Origin of the sequence: Paenibacillus sepulcri (genome assembly GCF_042647105.1) — a bacterium.
Classification (GTDB): domain Bacteria; phylum Bacillota; class Bacilli; order Paenibacillales; family Paenibacillaceae; genus Paenibacillus_Z; species Paenibacillus_Z sepulcri.
In genome coordinates this window covers 2,866,415-2,885,262 of record NZ_JBHRUP010000001.1, presented here as the reverse complement: position 1 = coordinate 2,885,262, position 18,848 = coordinate 2,866,415, and the positions used below count along the sequence as shown (strand labels likewise).

At 53.3% G+C, this 18,848-nt stretch carries 17 protein-coding genes; 13 read left to right on the top strand and 4 right to left on the bottom strand.

What is annotated here, in order from left to right; all coding sequences use genetic code 11:
- Positions 1-79: 79 nt before the first annotated feature.
- A complete protein-coding gene (locus tag ACFOLF_RS13005; protein ID WP_210045263.1) occupies positions 80-997 on the bottom strand; it encodes a phosphotriesterase family protein in 918 nt (305 codons plus the stop codon).
- A gap of 125 nt (positions 998-1,122) precedes the next feature.
- On the opposite strand from ACFOLF_RS13005, the gene ACFOLF_RS13000 reads away from it, so the two are divergent.
- The 12 genes from ACFOLF_RS13000 to ACFOLF_RS12945 all read left to right on the top strand — a co-directional run bounded on the left by ACFOLF_RS13000 (position 1,123) and on the right by ACFOLF_RS12945 (position 14,659).
- Positions 1,123-2,061, top strand: a complete 939-nt coding sequence (locus tag ACFOLF_RS13000; protein ID WP_210045262.1) for a M15 family metallopeptidase — start codon at positions 1,123-1,125, stop codon at positions 2,059-2,061.
- 35 nt (positions 2,062-2,096) lie between these two features.
- Positions 2,097-2,714: an NUDIX hydrolase gene (locus ACFOLF_RS12995; RefSeq protein ID WP_210045261.1), complete on the top strand. Its 618-nt coding sequence runs from the start codon at positions 2,097-2,099 to the stop codon at positions 2,712-2,714.
- Positions 2,715-3,099: 385 nt separating this feature from the next.
- On the top strand, positions 3,100-4,257 hold the full coding sequence (locus tag ACFOLF_RS12990; protein ID WP_210045260.1) for an ROK family transcriptional regulator: 1,158 nt from the start codon (positions 3,100-3,102) through the stop codon (positions 4,255-4,257).
- 121 nt (positions 4,258-4,378) lie between these two features.
- Positions 4,379-6,013, top strand: coding sequence for a glutathione ABC transporter substrate-binding protein (locus ACFOLF_RS12985; RefSeq protein ID WP_210045259.1), 1,635 nt, complete (start codon positions 4,379-4,381; stop codon positions 6,011-6,013).
- Between the two features lie 96 nt (positions 6,014-6,109).
- Complete coding sequence (locus tag ACFOLF_RS12980) at positions 6,110-7,036, top strand: ABC transporter permease subunit (protein WP_210045258.1); 927 nt, start codon at positions 6,110-6,112, stop codon at positions 7,034-7,036.
- Between the two features lie 40 nt (positions 7,037-7,076).
- The gene (locus tag ACFOLF_RS12975) at positions 7,077-7,988 is read left to right on the top strand and encodes an ABC transporter permease (RefSeq protein WP_210045257.1); all 912 of its coding nucleotides are present in this window, start codon (positions 7,077-7,079) and stop codon (positions 7,986-7,988) included.
- A 13-nt stretch (positions 7,989-8,001) separates the two neighbouring features.
- Complete coding sequence (locus ACFOLF_RS12970; RefSeq protein WP_379113580.1) at positions 8,002-9,006, top strand: ABC transporter ATP-binding protein; 1,005 nt, start codon at positions 8,002-8,004, stop codon at positions 9,004-9,006.
- A complete protein-coding gene (locus tag ACFOLF_RS12965; RefSeq protein WP_210045256.1) occupies positions 9,003-9,995 on the top strand; it encodes an ABC transporter ATP-binding protein in 993 nt (330 codons plus the stop codon). Before ACFOLF_RS12970 ends, ACFOLF_RS12965 begins: the two co-directional genes overlap by 4 nt.
- 87 nt (positions 9,996-10,082) lie before the next feature.
- Positions 10,083-11,537, top strand: a complete 1,455-nt coding sequence (locus ACFOLF_RS12960; protein ID WP_210045295.1) for a M17 family metallopeptidase — start codon at positions 10,083-10,085, stop codon at positions 11,535-11,537.
- A 21-nt stretch (positions 11,538-11,558) separates the two neighbouring features.
- Positions 11,559-12,257, top strand: coding sequence for a copper homeostasis protein CutC (locus tag ACFOLF_RS12955; protein ID WP_210045255.1), 699 nt, complete (start codon positions 11,559-11,561; stop codon positions 12,255-12,257).
- Positions 12,258-12,292: 35 nt separating this feature from the next.
- The gene (locus tag ACFOLF_RS12950) at positions 12,293-13,270 is read left to right on the top strand and encodes an ROK family protein (protein WP_210045254.1); all 978 of its coding nucleotides are present in this window, start codon (positions 12,293-12,295) and stop codon (positions 13,268-13,270) included.
- Positions 13,271-13,447: 177 nt separating this feature from the next.
- Positions 13,448-14,659 (top strand): MFS transporter, encoded by a 1,212-nt coding sequence (locus ACFOLF_RS12945; RefSeq protein WP_210045253.1) that lies wholly within the window; start codon positions 13,448-13,450, stop codon positions 14,657-14,659.
- A 219-nt stretch (positions 14,660-14,878) separates the two neighbouring features.
- Here the strand turns inward: ACFOLF_RS12945 and ACFOLF_RS12940 are convergent, their stop codons facing one another.
- Positions 14,879-15,445 (bottom strand): GNAT family N-acetyltransferase, encoded by a 567-nt coding sequence (locus tag ACFOLF_RS12940; RefSeq protein ID WP_210045252.1) that lies wholly within the window; start codon positions 15,443-15,445, stop codon positions 14,879-14,881.
- 233 nt (positions 15,446-15,678) lie between these two features.
- Here ACFOLF_RS12940 and ACFOLF_RS12935 point away from each other — a divergent pair, with 233 nt between their 5' ends.
- A complete protein-coding gene (locus ACFOLF_RS12935) occupies positions 15,679-16,191 on the top strand; it encodes a MaoC family dehydratase (protein ID WP_210045251.1) in 513 nt (170 codons plus the stop codon).
- A 197-nt stretch (positions 16,192-16,388) separates the two neighbouring features.
- Here the strand turns inward: ACFOLF_RS12935 and ACFOLF_RS12930 are convergent, their stop codons facing one another.
- Both ACFOLF_RS12930 and ACFOLF_RS12925 read right to left on the bottom strand, forming a co-directional pair.
- Complete coding sequence (locus ACFOLF_RS12930; RefSeq protein WP_210045250.1) at positions 16,389-17,837, bottom strand: ABC transporter substrate-binding protein; 1,449 nt, start codon at positions 17,835-17,837, stop codon at positions 16,389-16,391.
- Positions 17,838-18,049: 212 nt separating this feature from the next.
- Positions 18,050-18,796: a response regulator transcription factor gene (locus ACFOLF_RS12925; protein WP_210045249.1), complete on the bottom strand. Its 747-nt coding sequence runs from the start codon at positions 18,794-18,796 to the stop codon at positions 18,050-18,052.
- Positions 18,797-18,848: the final 52 nt, after the last annotated feature.

The following is an 18,848-nucleotide window of genomic DNA, read 5'->3' as shown; positions in this document are numbered from 1 at the left end:
ATTATCGGGACAGCCCTGTTAAATATTTCATCCCCATCATTATATATGCATGCGATGGCAGCATTCCGCCGCTGTGTTGTCAGTCCCGCCGGCTCATGGCCTGAAACGGATGGCGGGTGACGCATTGCTCCAGCCACTGCGCATCCAGGCCGTTTGCTGCCGCAAAGGGGATAAATTCCGTGAACAAGCGGTGATAAGGATTTAACGTCCCGCCGCCCTCCTCTCCCACCGTGTACCAGCCCGTATCCTGAGACAACAAAATACGATCTCCGGCGCCATGTTCGATCAGCTGCCGCAGAAGCCCGGCATGCTTCTCATATGTGCCCGGCAGGATCGAGTCGATGGAGATCCACATGCCTGCTTCCGCAAGCTTCCGGTGGATGGTCAAATCGGTGCAGGTTTGGGCATGCACCCAGATGAACCGTTCCCGCGCAAAATCGGCCTGCTTCATGATTTCGTCCGCATGGAGAGCGGTGTCTCCGCCAATGGTATGGCATTGAATGGGCAGGCCGGTCTCCTGCGAAGTGCGAATGGCTGCGCGCAGGATCTTCTCCTGCGTGTCATTGATGGCTGTTCCGTCATTGAGCGCAATCTTGATAAAGCCGGGATATACGCCGCTGTCTCCGATGCCGTCCTTGGCCTCCCGTATCCAGAGAGCGGCCAATTCGACTTCGTCCGCTTCATAAGCGTAAGCCGGCAAATAGGGGCTTTTGTATAAACCGGTGTTCGTTATGATGTGCATTCCCGATTGTTCCGCGAGTGCCTTCAGTATGTAAGGATCCCGCCCCAAATATTGAGGCGCGCAGTCCACAAAAGTGGAGCAGCCGCTTTCTTTGAGCTTCAGGAGGAGGGGGAGGATGCTTGCAATGACCTCCTCATTATCATAATCGGACGGCTTGAGCTTCCCGTCCCCGACAAATCCGACCATTACATGCTCATGCACGAGAATGCGACCTGCAGCTTGTTCATCGATGGAACCGGTTACCGTTTGAAGCATCGACAACACTCCTCCGCATCATTTGATACTTATGATTATACCCGATTATATTAACCGGAATATAGTATAATTGTAGCATGCTTGATAATGATTTGAGCGGAAGTTATGCGAAGGAGGATTAGGAATTGAACAGATTTCCTGGGAAAAGAATGCGGATGAGAGGGATCATGATTTTATGTCTCATGATGCTGCTGTTATCCGCATGTGCTGTCAATACGCCCGGGAGCAGGCAGCAGGCGGCGAAGCCGGATCCCGGGATGCAGATAGAGCAGAAGGCGGAAGTGCCGCCGCCCGATCAGAAGAATCCTGCAAAATCTGCCCTTCCGGTTCACGAGGCAGAACCGGAGAAGAGTCCCGCAAGCGAAGCAGCCATCCAACCTGTTGCCCAAGAGAAGCAAGCGGCGGACAAGAAGGATGCGGACAAGCAGCAGCCACCGGCGATTGCGAAGAAACGGAATTTGCCCAAAGGTTTGGTCTATCTGGATGAGGCGATCCCCTCCGCACAATTCGATATCCGCTATTATGGAGATTATAATTTTATCGGGAAACGAATCGACGGCTATAATGCACCGTTTGCGATCATGTCGGCCGAGGCGGCCAATGCGCTGAAGGCGGTCGGCAAGGATTTGGCTGCCCAGGGCTATTTGCTCAAAATCTTCGATGCCTACCGGCCGCAGAAGGCCGTGAATTATTTTGCGAGCTGGTCCAAAGACACCAAGGACGTCAAGATGAAGAAGATTTTCTACCCGGATGTGGAGAAAAAGGATCTGTTCAATGGCTATCTGGCAAAAAAATCGGGCCATTCCCGGGGCAGCACCGTTGATTTGACGATCGTCAACGCGAAGACGGGAAAGGAAATCGACATGGGAAGCGGGTTTGATTTCCTGGGACCTGTCTCCACGCATGGGACGAAGAAGATCACGGCTGCACAGACCCACAACCGCAATGTGCTGAAGAATGCGATGATCAAGGGGGGCTTCGAGCCCTACAGCAAGGAGTGGTGGCATTACACGCTGAAGAAAGAGCCTTATCCGAAGAAGTATTTTGATTTTGATGTGGAATAATGCCATCATACCTTACCCGAAAGAAGGGAATGCCAATGCAGCTGAAGTGGCTGGAATGGGCCAAGCAGATCCAGGCCATAAGCCAGGCTGGACTTGCTTATTCCAAGGATATTTATGATCTGGACCGGTTTGAGCAGTTGCGGACATTAAGCATCGAAATTCTCAATTCGTATACCGGCGTGGAGACAGGGAAGATAAGAGAGCTGTTCGCAAGCGAGACGGGATACGCCACTCCGAAGGTGGATATACGCGGCGTGATTTTTCGGGATGACAAGCTGTTATTCGTAAAAGAGCGCATAGACGGGGCATGGGCATTGCCGGGCGGATGGGCGGATATCGGCTTGTCGCCGAAGGAAGTGGCTGTCAAAGAAGCGAAGGAAGAATCCGGCTATGACGTGCTGCCCGTGCGGCTGCTGGGAATCTTGGACAAGAAATTTCACGATCATCCGCCATCACCTTCGCATGTATATAAGATTTTTATACAGTGCGAGATTATTGGCGGCGAAGCGCAGGCAAGTATGGAGACTCTGGATGTTGGATTCTTTGGGGAGCATGAGCTGCCGGAGTTATCCACGGACCGCAATACGGAGAAGCAAATCCGCAGACTGTTCGAATTGTGCCGAATGGGCAGCGGGGAAATCATGTTCGATTAGGGAACCTGTTCCAGTTAATAAAGCTTTAAGAAAAGCCTGTCTGCCCTGGCAGGTTTTTTTGCGTCACCTCAGATGGTCATTGGTGTCGTATTCATGTTACATATATGAAAGCGTTGTACCTCAATAAACCAATGAGATTTTAGATTTAAGTATGAGCTGAATAATCTGTTTTCCCACCAAAACAGGGATAAACTCAAACAATTTTATGTCATCTATGTTGACACCATTAAGATATTCTTTTATATTATTAATATCACTGGAGAATATAAAAGATTGATAGAGCCAATTTTCTTGATTACATTATAAAATTTTCTTGTTATACCCAAATTACAGTAATTTTTCTTTCTATTTAATCCAATGGAGAAAATAAAGAGGGGATCCAGCCTTGAAGAAACATGATCAGGACTTCATGAAGCGGCAGAATCGGCTGACGGTTTTTGAAATTATCAAAAACCAGGCTCCCATCTCACGGGCTGCCATTGCCAAACAAACCGGAATGAGCGCAACAACGGTAAGCCGCATTGTCGGAGAACTGGCTGATCAGGGCTATATACTGGAATCCGATCAGGTGTCGGTTGGCCTGGGCCGCAAATCAACGCTTCTCGGCATCGCAGACACCTCGGTCCTCTCGGTCGGCGTTGAGCTGGACAGCCATCAGATGAATATCGGCATTGTCGATATTCAAGGGAATATCGTATGCAGCAGCAAATACACCCGCACCAGCGACGAGAAGCCGGATGTTACGCTCATGCGGATCAGTGAGGCCATCCATGATCTTATGGAACAACACGGGATTGATAAAACCCGCGCACTCGGAATCGGAATGGGACTTCCCGGCATTGTCAACAACCAGACAGGCATCGTTGTTTTCTCGGTTCAGCTCGGTTGGAAGAACGTGCAGCTGGCAGAGCGCTTGAAGGAGCTCACCGGCTACGAAGTTGCGGTGGATAACGAACTGAAGGTCAAGGCGCTGGCCGAGCATCTGAAAGGAGCCGCCATCGGCTCCAGGCGCACGGCGCTGCTTGGTTTTGGCAATGGCGTTGGCTCTGCGCTTATTCTTGAGGGCGAGATATACCGCGGGGAAACAAACAGCGCGGGTGAAATCGGCCATACGACCATTGACCCGAGCGGCATGATGTGCGAATGCGGCAAAGCGGGCTGCCTGCAAACCTACATTAATATCAGTTCGCTTCTATCCGAGGCCAACAAAATCAGACCGATTGCGACGATTGAGGAGCTGTTCGCAGCAAGGCAGGCGGGCGAGGGATGGGCGAAATATTTGATTGAGCGTGCTTTGCAGTATATCGCCATTACAGTTAACAACGTCGTCTGCATGTATAACCCGGACAGCGTCATCCTGAGCGGCGAGCTGGTGGACAAGTTTCCCGCCATCTACGAAGAGGTGGAGGAGCTGTGCACGAAGGAAATCGTATGGGAACCGCTTCGGGGATCATTTCGCATCTTCCGCTCCGAGCTGAATGAACGGGGTGTCATGATTGGCTCCGGATTGCTCTCGCAGATGAGGTTCTTCAAGCTTGATTAGCAGAAATCCGTAATTTTTTCCTGCTTTAATTAAGAATATTCTTCAGACCTGCCATTCCTTGGCGCTGCACGGTGTGAAGCGATTCTATAGATCAAATATTTCTTTGGGGAGTTGGATAAACATGAGGTTTAAAGGTAAAAGTTGGTCTTTGATCATGCTGCTTATGATCGTTGCAGTTGTCGTGTCGGCTTGTGGAAGCAATAACAGCAATAACGGCGGTACAGAGAATACAGGGAATGCCGCGAATGCGGGAAACACGGCTGCGGATACAGCAGAACAGCCGGCAGCCACGAAAGACGGCAATGATATTGTCATAGCGGTTAACGCCAACTTTATTACACTCGATCCCCATAATACGAGCGATACGCTGTCTATCAGCGGCTCGAGATCGATTTATGAAGGCTTGATGGGCTTTGACGAGAATATGGCCCTGGTCCCGGCCTTGGCCGACAGCTACAAAATAAGCGATGACGGTCTTACTTACACCTTCACGCTGCATGAGAATGTGAAGTTCCAGGATGGAACGGACTTCAACGCAGATGCGGTCAAGATTAATATTGAACGTATTCTGGATGAGAAGAACAACCTGAGAATGCGCAAAAGCTTCACGAAGGTTGCCAAAATTGAAACGCCTGATGCAAAAACAGTGGTCATTACACTGAGCGAGCCGTACAATGCCTTCTTGAACAAAATGGCAATGGCGCTGATGATCAGCCCTGCCGCGCTGGAGAAGTTCGGCGATAAAATCGGCCAAAATCCGGTTGGCACAGGTCCCTTCAAAATGAAAGAATGGGTGCAGGGCGACCGCCTGGTCGTAGAAAAGAATGCCGACTACTGGCAGGAAGGACTTCCTAAGGTAGACAGCATTACCTTCAAGCCCGTACCGGAGAACGGTTCGCGTATCGCGATGCTCAAAACGGGTGAGGCCGATTTCATCTACCCGATGCCGACGGAGCAGGTCGCCGAGGTTGAAGGCAAAGATGGCATCGTAGTGGATAAAGCCGATTCCACGATTGTCCGCTATATTACATTAAACACGTTGAAAGCTCCCTATGATGACGTGAAGATACGTCAAGCCATTAACTATGCGATCGATAAGGATGCTTATATTAAAGTCGTCAAATCGGGTCTTGCCACAAAGCTGGATTCCACCATGTCATCCAAAACGCAATATTATGCTCAGCAAACGGGCTATGACTACGATATCGAAAAAGCGAAGTCACTGCTTGCGGATGCGGGTTATCCGGACGGCTTCGAAGCGGAAATCTGGGGCGAGAATGATTCCGAATCCGTAAAAGGCATGCAGTTCATTCAACAGCAGCTGGCGCTGGTAGGAATCAAGCTGGAAGTGAAATCGATGGAAGGCGCGACACTGTCCGACCAAATCAACTCGGCTGCAACACCTGAGGACGCCAAAATTCAAATGTGGTACGTAAGCTGGTCGCCATCCTCCGGTGATGCGGACGGCGCGACAAGAGGTTTGTTCAGCAGTGATATGTTCCCTCCTGCAGGATCGAACACGGCTTACTACAAAAACGACAACGTAGATAAATGGATTGAGGAAGCCAATAAGGCGACAGATCCGGAGAAGGCGAAAGCCATCTACGGCGACATCCAAAAAACGATCTGGGAAGATACGCCTTGGGCGTTCCTGGGCGTCGATCAAACGATTACCGGCAAGAAATCCTATGTAGACGGCGTTAAGGTATATCCGGACGGCTCCATCAACGTGAAAAATGCCGAAATCAAAAAGTAATCTAATATGTCTTTAAATGATCGAAGAATGGCTTGGGGCTGCTTCTGAATCCATATTCAGATAGCGCCCCTTCCTATTTTGAAGGAGGCTCGCGATTTGGGAAGATATACATTGCAGAGAATTATCGGAGTCATTCCGCTGCTGTTTGTCGTATCCGTGCTGGTGTTTATGTTTATTCATCTCATCCCCGGCGACCCGGCACGGCTCGTGGCGGGAAAAGACGCTACGCTTGAAGAGATCAACGCCATCCGCGCCACGCTTGGTTTGGATCTTCCCTTATGGCAGCAGTATATCCACTATATGGGCGATTTATTGCAAGGGAATCTCGGAACCTCGCTCAAGACAGGGCTGCCGGTGACGGAAACGCTGCAAAGCCGCTTCATGCCGACGATTTGGCTGACACTTGTCAGTATGGGCTGGGCGCTGATCGCCGGCGTGCTGATCGGAATTGTTTCTGCCATTAACCGCAACAAATGGCCGGATTACAGCGGGATGCTGGCAGCGATCTCCGGTATCTCGGTTCCGGGCTTCTGGCTCGGTCTCGTTCTGATTCAATTATTTTCGGTGGAGCTGGGCTGGTTCCCTACGGGCGGCATTGATTCCTGGAAAAGCTATGTCCTGCCATCCATTACACTCGGAGCGGGCATTATGTCCATGCTCGCGCGTTTTTCCCGTTCTTCCATGCTGGAGACGATGCGGGAGGATTATATCCGGACAGGCCGGGCTAAAGGCTTGCACGAATTCATTGTCGTCGGGCGGCATGCGCTGCGCAACTCGCTGATTCAGGTCGTTACCGTTGCGGGCCTCCAGTTCGGCTTCCTGCTTGGCGGATCGGTTATGGTAGAGACGGTATTCAGCATTCCCGGTCTTGGGAGGCTGCTCGTCGACTCCATTTCATTCCGCGATTATACGGTTATTCAGGCGGAGCTGCTGCTGTTCGCCACCGAATTTATTCTGATCAATCTGATTGTTGATTTGCTGTACGGCGTATTGAATCCGAAAATCCGTTATTCGTCGAACTAGACCAGCAAATACTTTAGCGAATCCTTAAGGGGGTATTACAATGAACCATACTCCGACGGTTAATGGAGCCGGGTCTTCCGCGCCGGTACAAGTGCTTGCGCCGGAACCCTCCGCAAGCCGCATCGCGGAGTTTTTCCGCAAATTCAGCAAACAGCGTTTGTCGCTGGCGGCCGGGATTTTTATTATCCTGCTTGTGATGGTTGGCATCTTTGGCCCTTATTTGACGCCTTATAATCCCGATCTGCCGAACTACGATGAACTGCTGTCCGGGCCTTCAGCGAAGCATTGGGCAGGGACGGATGAATATGGCCGGGATATTATGAGCCGCCTTATCGATGGAACAAGGCTGTCGCTCGCGGTCAGCCTCAGCGCGGTGCTGATTGCGGCTGTTGCCGGGACGTTCCTCGGTCTGCTTAGCGGTTATTACGGCGGGTGGACGGATAAGCTCATCATGCGCGGCAGCGACGTTATGTTCTCATTCCCTGATTTATTGCTCGCCATCGGGATCGTTGCAATCCTCGGTCCGGGCTTGTCCAATGTAGTGATTGCGGTAGCCGTATTCGGTATTCCATCCTTTGCCCGTATTATCCGCAGCGTTACGCTGTCGGCCAAGGAAACGCTGTTTGTGGAAGCGGCCCGCTCGATGGGGGCGAAGAACGGCCGTATCATTTGGCGGCATATTTTTCCCGAAACGCTGCCAAGCGTTATTGTGAATTTGACAATGAAGATCGGAACGGCCATTCTTGCGGCGTCTTCCCTGAGCTTTCTCGGTATGGGAGCGAAGGCGACCGAGCCGGATTGGGGCGCCATGCTCAGCATGGGGCGCGATTATTTGAGCATTGCTCCGCATGTCGTTTATTTTCCCGGCATTGCGATCTTTTTGACTGTGCTGGCTTTTAACCTGGTAGGGGACGGCCTGCGCGACGCTCTTGATCCCAAGACGAAAAACTAAGGGGGGATAAGCTGTGACGCAAAAATTGCTGGAAGTGAAAGGCTTGAAAACGGAATTTAAACGCGGCAGCGGAAGTGTAATGGCGGTGGCCGGCGTTGATTTTCATATCAATAAAGGGGAAGTGCTCGGACTCGTAGGTGAATCCGGCTGCGGCAAGAGCGTAACCTCGCTGTCGATCATGAGACTGCTCAAGGATACGTCCGGACGTATCGCCGGCGGGTCTGTCCGTTTCGAGGGGAATGACCTGACCCAAATCAAGGAGGCGGAGATGCGCCGCATTCGCGGTCAGGATCTGGCTATGATTTTTCAGGAGCCGATGACGTCGTTGAATCCGGTCCTCAAAATCGGAAAGCAGCTGATGGAGCCGATTATGCTGCATATGGGCTATGGCCGGAAGCAGGCCCGCGAGCATGCGGTTCATACACTGAAGCTTGTAGGCATTCCCCGTGCGGAGGAAGTGATGAACGATTATCAGCATCAGCTCTCCGGCGGGATGCGGCAGCGGGTCATGATTGCGATGGCGATGTCCTGCAATCCGAAGCTGCTCATCGCAGACGAGCCGACAACCGCGCTGGATGTGACCATTCAGGCGCAAATTCTTGATCTGATGAAGCGGCTGAAGGAAGAACAAAACATGGGCATGCTGCTCATCACGCATGATCTGGGCGTTGTTGCCGAGATGTGCGATAGGGTTGTAGTTATGTATGCCGGGCGTGTAGTTGAAGAGGCATCTGTGAAAGATTTGTTCGATAATCCGCAGCATCCCTATACGAAGGGGCTTATTCATTCAGTGCCGAAGCTTCGCCAGAAGGTGCGCCGGCTCGACTCGATCCCGGGCAATGTTCCGGATCTGTCGCATATGCCGGCAGGCTGCAAATTTGCGCCTCGCTGCCCGTATGTGATGGAACGCTGCCTGACGCAGGAGCCGGATCTGCTGCCGGTCGAGGGACTACAAGGTCGTAAAAGCCGCTGCTGGCTGTCGCAGCAGACGGATCAGGAAGGAGGCGAAAGCGCATGAAGGAGACTCCGCTTATCGAAGTCAAAGGACTCCGGAAGTCGTTTGCGGTCCAGAAGGGGTGGCTGGGCGCCAAAAAATATTTGAATGCGGTCGACGGCATTTCCTTTGCGATCCGCAAAGGGGAGACGTTCAGCCTTGTCGGGGAGAGCGGCTGCGGCAAGTCGACGACGGGCCGGCTCGTGACGCGGCTGCTTAAGCCGGGAGGCGGCGAAGTATACTTCAACGGCCAGGATATTACGGGTCTGAACGATAATCAGATGCGGCCGATCCGCAAGGAAATGCAGATGGTGTTCCAGGATCCGTATGCCTCCCTCAACCCGCGGATGAAAGTGAAGGATATTGTAGCCGAGCCGCTGCTCATTCATACGAAGCTCAGCCCGAAGGAACGGGACAAGCTGGCTCGCGAGCTGCTGGAAACGGTGGGTCTGAGCGGCCTGCATGCCGAGCGCTTCGCCCATGAATTCAGCGGCGGTCAGCGGCAGCGGATCGGAATTGCGCGCGCGCTGTCCGTCCGTCCAAGCCTGATTGTGGCGGATGAGCCGGTCTCCGCGCTGGATGTGTCGATCCAATCCCAGGTGCTTAATCTGCTGCAGGACCTCCAGGAGCAGTACGGGCTCACGTATTTATTTATTTCCCATGACCTGAGCGTAGTGGAGCATATCAGCGACCGGATCGGGGTGATGTATCTGGGTTCTCTGGTAGAAACGGCAGATAAGGACAGTCTGTATGATCGTCCTCTGCACCCGTATACGCAGGCGCTCCTGTCATCTGTGCCTGTTCCCGATCCAAGCGCGAAGAGGGAGAGGATCATTCTGAAGGGAGATATCCCCAGCCCCGTTGATCCTCCGTCAGGCTGCCGTTTCCACACACGCTGTCCTGCCTGTATGGAGGTATGCAAGCAGATAGCGCCTGTTTTCCAGGAAATCGAGCCAGGACATCAGGTGGCCTGCCATTTGTATGACGAAGAAGTAATGAAGCAGGCGCATTGAGCAGGGCGACAATAGCTATTATGGATGGTTTTTGACTATTATAGTAGACAAGAGACCCCGAATATGAATGGAATAGAGGGAGCAGCCATGAAATTGACGATCGAACCCGCCCTGACGGCGGATGTCCGCATTCAGCCGGCATATGTGGAGGAGCCTTATCCCCTCAAGCTGCGCGAAGACCGCAAGCAGGCGGGGGTTGTAACCTGGCTGTACGGCAGGTCCGAAGACGAAACAGATATGCTCTCCATAGGCATGGGTGCACGCAAGAAGGTAACGCTGGAGCATATACGCCGCGCCGGTGGAACCAGCGCCCGCGCTGTGCTGCGCGAGGGCCGCGGTTCGGCGGCGCTTGTCCGGGGCCTTGCGGCTGCGGTCAGCGGCGAAGCGGGCCCGGCAGCAGACGAATGGCTGCAGGCCTGGCTGGAAGGCTGGCTGCTGGGCTTGTACCGGTTCGATAAATATCGGGGCTCGACCCGTAAAGAAGGGACGGCTGCTTTAAACATAGACCCGAGCGAGTGGACGGAGCTGTCGGCATCCGATCTGGATGCGGTAGTGGCGAAGGCGCGCATCCGGGCAGAAGGTGCGATGGCGGCGCGGGATCTTGTCAATGAAACGCCGGAAACGTTGAACCCGGGCGGCTTTGTTGAAGCGGTACTGGCGCGTTTTGCCGGTACGCCCGTTCACATTCATGTTTATCGCGGGCAGGAGCTCATCGACCGTCAAATGAACGGACTGCTTGCGGTTGGAGCAGGCAGCAAGCATCCTCCCGCTTTGATTGAGCTGAAGTACGAAGGCAATGCCGGGCTTCCTATGCTTGCGCTGATCGGCAAAGGCATAACGTTTGATATGGGCGGCATGAACGTGAAGACGGGCCGCGATATCAGCGACGCCCGGATGGATATGGGCGGAGCTGCCGCCGTCATCGGAGCCTTGGATATACTGGTCCGGCAGCAAGCGGATGTCAATGTTACCGCCCTTATTGCGGTGGCGGACAACCTGCCGGACGCGAGGGCTATGCTGCCTTCGTCTGTCATCCGTTATCCGAACGGGCTGACCGTTCAGGTTGCCAATACGGACGGGGAAGGCCGGCTTGTGCTGGCGGATGCGCTGCTGCACGCGGCGAAGCTTGGCGCAGCGGAAGCGATCGACATTGCGACGCTGACAGGCAATGTAGGGGCAGCTCTTGGTCTTGAACTCGCAGGCATATGGGGCGACTCCGCAATGACCAGCCGCCTTGTCGGGATCGGCGAGCGCAATGGGGAGCGGCTGTGGCCGATGCCCTTGGTGGATGAGTATGAGGCCGAGCTGGGCAGCGATTACGCGGACTTGCGCAATGTCGGTACTTCAACGCTCGCCGGGGCCATTACGGCGGCGCTGTTCATCCGGCGTTTTGTTGACGAGTCTATGAGCTGGGTGCATATCGATATGGCTGGTACGGTTCAGTACAAGCAGGATGCCGGCTATTCCGAAGCGGGGGCGACCGGTTACGGCGCCAGGCTTCTCGCGGATTATGCCGTGTTGCGTTCAAGTGAAAGAGAATAGAGAAAACAAGGAGGCATTGTTATGATTCTGGAGGTTATCGCTACATGTGTGCAGGACGCCATATTGGCCGAGCAAAGCGGGGCGGACCGGATTGAATTGATTACAGCCATTACCGAGGGCGGCTTAACGCCTGGGATCGGCATGATTGAGCAGGTGGCGGATACTGTGAGCATTCCGGTCAATGTCATGGTCCGGCCGCATAGCCGCTCCTTCAACTACGATACTTACGACTTGGATGCCATCGTCGCAGAGATTAAAGCCATTGCCTCGACACGCGCTGCAGGCATTGTATTCGGAAGCCTTACCGGGGAAGGAAGGATTGACGAGCACGGACTGGAACGCGTTCTGGCCGCGGCAGGCAGACTGGACGTGACGTATCACCGCGCCTTCGACGAGCTGTCTGATCAATCAGCCGGATTGCGGACGTTGATGCGTTATCCGCAAATCTCGCGGGTATTAACTTCCGGCGGTTTTCCCACCGGAATGGACGCGGCGCACGTCATCCGCAGGCTGGTTAAGGAAGCAAGCGGCAGCAGCCTGCGGATTCTTGCCGGCGGTGGAATGGCGGCGGAGGGAATTGCGGATTTTGTCCGCCAAACCGAAGTGACGGAGGTGCATTTTGGCACGGCAGTCCGTCTTGGGCGGTCAACCCTTGCGCCGATCGATCCTGCCGCGCTCCGGGCGCTGGCGGATACTCTGCATGAGGGAGCAGCCAACTGATTTACTAAAAGAAGCTGAAAATAGGTGAGTTTGATTTGCATAATATAGATAAATATGTAGTTGGAGTGGATCTGGGAGGGACGAAAATAGCAGCTGCGCTTTTTGACTCGAGCGGTAAAATGCTGAAGCGTGAACGTACGGAAACGGCGGGAGCAGCAACGGCGAGAGAGGTTGTCATGCGCATTACCGGCATGGTTCAATCCGTCGCTGAAGGGCGCACGCTCTCCGGTGTGGGGCTGGCATCGCCCGGTGCGGTCAACAGCCGGGACGGCATCGTGCTCCATGGCACGAATCTTCCGGAATGGACGAATATCCCCTTGAAGAAATGGATGGAGGCGGAGCTTGGAGCCCCTGTGCAGGTCGTCAACGATGCGAACGCCGCCGCTTGGGGCGAATATGCAAGAGGAGCCGGCCGGGGTTCTGCAAATATGGTGTATGTGACCTTCAGCACCGGTATTGGAGCCGGCATCGTGCTGGACGGCGAGCTGCTTTTGGGTACGAACTCCTTCGCCGGAGAACTGGGACATAACATTATCGATCCGGGGGGTCCTGTCTGCAGCTGCGGCCGCAATGGCTGCTGGGAGACATTCGCTTCGGGCACGGCCATCCGGAATGCGACTCTGGTCCTGATGCAGGAAAGGCCGTCGCTGATTGCGGAGCTTGCGGCTGCAAGGGGGGAAGAGGTTTCGTCCAGGACGGTATTCGAAGCCCGTGAGCAGGGGGATGCTGTCGCTCTTGAAGTAATCGAGCGGGCCATTCACTATATGGCGCTCGGTCTCGCCAATGCGGTTCATACCTTCAATCCGGACCGGATTGTTATTGGCGGAGGCGTGAGCAAGGCGGCCGGCCAGCTGTTCCCGATGCTGCGCGAGGAGACGGAGAAGCTCGTAATGAAGCCTTACCAAGGTTCATACGAAATCGTTCCTGCCGGCCTGCACGACGATGTCGGACTTATCGGGGCTGCCGCCATGTTCCGGTTCCAGCCTGCTTCAACCGCTGCTAACTCCCATTGACCCGCTATGCCTCGGAGAATTATGATGAGGATAACAATTCGCTTTGAAGGAGATGGGTCCATGGCAGCTTTCGCAAGACCTCCCTGCTAAGCCTTAGACACCAGTCCTCCACGGGCGCCTCCTGATTCCGATTGAGCTTTTTAACAGCCCAATCCGATATCATGAAGGGAGCACCTGATGGACTATACAACCAATCTGCGGATGCTGTACGCATTTCGCTTCTTTTCCAGCCTCATCCCGGCCTATGTCATCGAACGGCTGTACTGGGAGGAGCGGGGCATGACCATTCAGATGGTCGTGTATACGGAAATTATTTACGCCTTGACGATTGTTCTCCTGGAGATTCCTACAGGCGTGATGGCCGACAAATGGGGACGCAAAAGGATGCTGGTACTAAGTGCCGTGCTCGGCTGCAGCGAGTTTGTGATTCTGCTGCTTGCGGATGAATTCTGGCATTTTGCCCTGGTTGTCTTCCTGGCGGGCATCAGCCGTTCGGCCGGCAGCGGCACGGAGAATGCCCTGCTCTACGATTCGCTGGTGCTGCAGGGAAAGGCGGCTTCGTTCGAAAAACAACTGGGCTTCCTCAATGCCTGCGACTTCATTGGCGCCATCCTGGCCGCATTATGCGGAAGCTTTCTCGCCAGCCGGTTTGGCCTGGAGCTGAACTACTGGATTTCGCTCGGGAGCGCGCTGATTGCTCTGGTCATCTCGTTTCTCCTGGTGGAACCGGCAGCGGCAGCGGACGATACTCCGGAAGAAGCAACGATACCTTTCAAACAGTATGTCGCAGTGTCTCTTCGCTTCTTCCGGTCAAACCCCGGCGTCAGCCTTGTCGTGGTTTCGGGAATGGTGACAGGAACAGCGGTAGGCTTCATCGATGAATTCTGGCAGCTGTATGCAGAACGACTGGAGATGCCGGTTGTCTATTTCGGTGTTCTATCTACCGCTCTCATGCTCCTGCGGCTTCCCGGCAACCTTCTGGCCCATCTGCTGATCGGGCGCTTCAGCTACAGGACGCTGCTTTTCACCGTGACCGCTATATTCGCTGTCGGCTTTGCCCTTGCGGCTGCGAGCCGGGACTACGGCGGTCTTGCCGCTCTGCTGCTTGTCTGTCTGTTCTCCGGCGTGATGGAGCCTCTTGTCAGCGGCTGTCTGCATCATCGGATCGATTCCTCCACGAGGGCGACGATCGATTCATTCCAGTCACTGGGACTGAATGTGATTCACATCCTGGCAGGCCTTGGCTTCGGCTATTTCTCGTCCCGGTACGACGTATTCGGCGGTTATGGCTTCATCGGGCTACTATGCTTTGCTTTCCTCGTGTGGTTCATCGCGGCTTCGCGATTGATCAAACATGAGGAGAAAAGCAGTGCCCGTGCGAAGGCTTAATCATCTCTGTGCCTCTGTGCTTGTAAAGCAGGCGGATAAAAAGGGACTGCCCGAGGGTTTTGAAAAACCTGAGGAGCAGTCCCTTTCTAAATTATAAAAGTATGGATCCATGCGTTGTGAAGAAACATGCTGCGCTTCTAAGGACGGCAAGAGCCGAGCTATCTCTTCTGGCATACAAGAAGTCATGATGGAGGCTGCGTCCATCGGGCCGAGAACGGCTCAGCTCGTAATGAGGGCAAGCACAATCACGTCGAGGAAGATCTGCGTGACCTCGTGCTTGAGATATTTTTTCAGCAATCCTTCGACCTTGAACCCGCATTTTTTCAATAAACGGATAGAAGCTTCATTCTCTGGCCGCACATCGGCCTGAATCCGGTGCGCGCCGATATGGTGGGCGCCGTAAGCCGTTACTTCCTCCAGCGCCTCGGTCATCAGCCCCTGATTCCAGTAAGGCCTTGCCAGCTCGAAACCGATCGTAATCGGGAACAGCGGTTCCGTCTCGAACGTTCCTCTAAGGGGCATGTACATAATCGTGCCGATCAGAGCATCATCCGTCTTTCTGGCAATCCCCCACGGCAGGAGCGACTTCATCTCATAATGCTCGTTCCAGGATTGAATCAGCTCCCGTGCTTCTTCTACCGAGCCGGGACCGTACCAATCCAGAAACCTCGTAACCTGCGCATCGGCGTATACGCTGTACAAATCATGATCGTCCGAGATTCTCAACTGTCTTAAATACAAACGCTTGGTCTGCAGCAGCGGGAATGGCTGCGAGCCATTAATCATCAGACATACCGGCTTTCGCTAGGGAGTGGATAGAGTCATTATAGGCCAGGAAGATGAAGAGAAGATGAAGGCGAAGGAATAAAGTGGAAATTGTACGGAAAGCAGGCGGATTGCTTCTATGCCAACATCGAATCCGAAAACAAAAGTTGCCGGCCGGAAGGAATCATGCTATTCTTTTTCTTGGTACTACCAGAATACCAATGAAAACTGAAAGCAAAGGAGCTGCCGCCAAAATGTCCGAACAAACCAGACCTCATCAGCATCTTCCCGTTTATAATACCGAGGATTGGATGTACGAGGAATTCGAGCCCGGAAAGCAGGTAAGATCGATACGCAGAACGATTTCCGAAGGCGAGAGCATGCTGTTCAATTCGCTCGTTCTTGATATGCATCCTTATGTGGGGGACGAGATATTTGCCAGAGAAGATGGGCTTTTCCAGAAAAGGCTGGTTGCGGGCGCGATGGTCTTCAGCTATGGCTTGGGGTTAATGGCACACAATAATATCCATACTTTCAGTTACGGCTACGACAAGCTTAGATTTATCAAGCCCGTCTTCATAGGTGATACCATCTATACAGTCAGAACTCATATGGACAAAAGACCGAAATACAAGGAAATGGGACTTATCCGCGTGAGCTATGAAATCTATAAAAACGAGGGCGAGCTTGCGCTGTATTGCGAGCATCTGCAAACGGTCAAGTATCGCCATCCGGAGCAGTGGCAGGATCAGGTCGAGAAGAAGTAAGGCATATCTGAATAAGTATGCACAGACTTGGGGTTCACCCAACAGCGGTCCTATGAATCAGTCATCCGAATTTTACACAAAAGAACCTCCGGATCCACTGCTTAAGTGGGGTCGGAGGTTCTTTTGACTACGAAAATAACGCCATGGTCAATTATGACCATCCTCACATCATGACACCGGATAAGAGTATCTGCAGCTTATTCGTTGAGGAACAGGTCAGCTTTGCTCTGAATGAGCTTTGCAACGTCCGCCGCCGATTTCTGGCCCTTAAAAAATGCCTCGCTTTCTTCCGTAATGATATCGGTTATCTTCGAATTTCTGCCGACGGAATGAACCGCTTCCGTCACGCTGCCTTCCAGCCCGTCAAGCAGAGCGGGGTCGAACTTGAACGCGTCGGTTTCCGCGGGGCCGTTCTTGTAGGCAGGCACCTCTCCTTTGGCGCGCAGCTCCTTGATCTGCTTGTCGAAGGCGATTCGGCTGATCGCAAAGCCGGTGTTGCCGAGTGAAAGATCCGGCTCGGCCTCGCCTTGCTCCGACAGGATAAATTTGACGAAATCCCAGGCCTGCTGCTTGACGGGCGAGGCGGCATTTATTCCGATCGTTCTATTGGGGGTAAAATAGCCGCCCGCTCCCAGTTCCTGCGCATGCGGTTTCGTATACAGCTCCCCCTCGCCGTCATAACCGCTCAGTGTCATCAGATACTCCATAGGCGACTGGATTTGCGTTTCCTGGAAATAAGTATGTACTTTTGTCCGTTTGCCGCCGGCCAGAGCGTCGAAAACAACTCCGTCGTCGAACATCTTTTTGACTTGCTCCATCAGGCTGGTGAAGGAAGCCGAATCGAACTTTGCCTTGCGGTTGGCCTCATCGACGAACAGGGCATAATTGTCGCTGGCCATCTCGGTCAGCAAATAGGTAGGGCTGCTGCCCAGCGCGTTCGGATACTCGCCCTTCTCTGCCAGCTGCTTCGCCGTTTCGACGAAATCATTCCACGTCCAATTCGAATCGTCCACTTGTACGCCGGCCTTTGCTATGGCGTCTTTGTCGCCGACCATGCCGTCAAGGAAAAATGACAGCGGTAAACCGTAGAGTCCCCCGCCAATTTGCGTATTGTCCAAAATATTGGCGAAATAATCCTCCTTCCTGAAGGTCGCATCCTGCTTCATCAGATCGTTAAAATCGGCGAGCAGATTCCGGCTTGCATATTGGCCGGCCGGCAGCATATCCAATTCCATCAGGTCGGGTCCCTTGCCGGCCAGCATTGCCGTATTCGTGGTCGTGACAAATTTATCGATATTGGCCAGCTGCGTATCCAAATCCGTAAATTCGGCTTGCGCGGTCTGAAGCTCGATCTCAACATTGGGATGGGCCGCCTCATACTTCTTCTTGGCCGACTGCAGCTGCTCGCTTGGGGTGAACGTCGCAAACACAAGCTTTACAGGGCCGTCCGGCGCTTCGTTCCCGCCCTGCGCCTGACCATTCGTACCCGCCGCATTATTACCGCCTGCATCGGGCTTTCCCGGGTTTTGAACGGATGCGGTATCGTCGCTCCCCGCACTATTCCCGCCGCTGCCGCTGTTTCCGGTACAGGCGGAAAGACAGAGCAGTATCAGACACATTACGATCGTAAATCCGGTTTTCTTCATGATAAGCCACCTTTTCTCATTTGTTTTCAGGCATTGAATTGCCGCCCTATAAGCGTTGACCCATTAAATGTAAAGCAAAGATATGTCCATTTTTTCATCAATTTGTTAACAAATTGTCTCTGAATCCGCCCATCACCGCCCATGGCATAAGAAAAAAACCGTCAGGGAAAATACGTCCCAACGGTCTTTAACGGAGTTTTTATCACAATGTATTATTTCTGGAACTCTTTTGGCGTACAGCCGGTGACCTGCTTGAAAATACGGCTGAAATAAAACTGATCGGGATAGCCGACCCGTTCTCCGACTTCCTTGATCGTCAGATTCGGATGATGGGTCAGCAGATATTTGGCCTCGTTAATGCGCAGAGACGTCAAATATTTGGAAGGCGGCTCCTCCGCGTATTTGGTGAATATTTTGCTTAAATAAGAGGCGTTGAAGTTGAAGCTCCGCGCGATCTGCTCCATGCTGAGATCCTGCTGGAAATTTGCCCGCATGAAGCTCTGCACCAGTTGAACAATTTCCTCCGGATTGCCGCCCGGATTGGGAGAGCCCTTCATATTTTCCTTGAACGCGGAACGTTCATGGTCGATCAGTGTTTTTATGCGCGTCAATACGCGCTTTAATTCCTCGGATGCAATCGGCTTCAGCAAATATTCGTCAACGTCGTAATGCATGGCCGAGCGGGCATATTCGAAGTCCGCATAACCGCTTGTAATGATTTTGCGTACGCGGGGATAGTACAGATGCATGGACTTGATCAGGCTCATGCCGTCCATCACAGGCATGCGGATATCCGTGACGAGCAGATCAGGCTGCTTCACGCGGGCCAGCTCCAGCGCTTCGCGGCCATCCTGGGCAGCGCCGACAACCTTCAGCGTATCGTCTATGCTCTCGATTTTGCGGACCAGACTGTTCCTGATCAGATCCTCATCCTCAGCGACAATAATCCGGATTTGCACACGTTCTTCGATGCTGCTCGCCTCCTATGCTGCAACTCCTAAAAGTTTGATT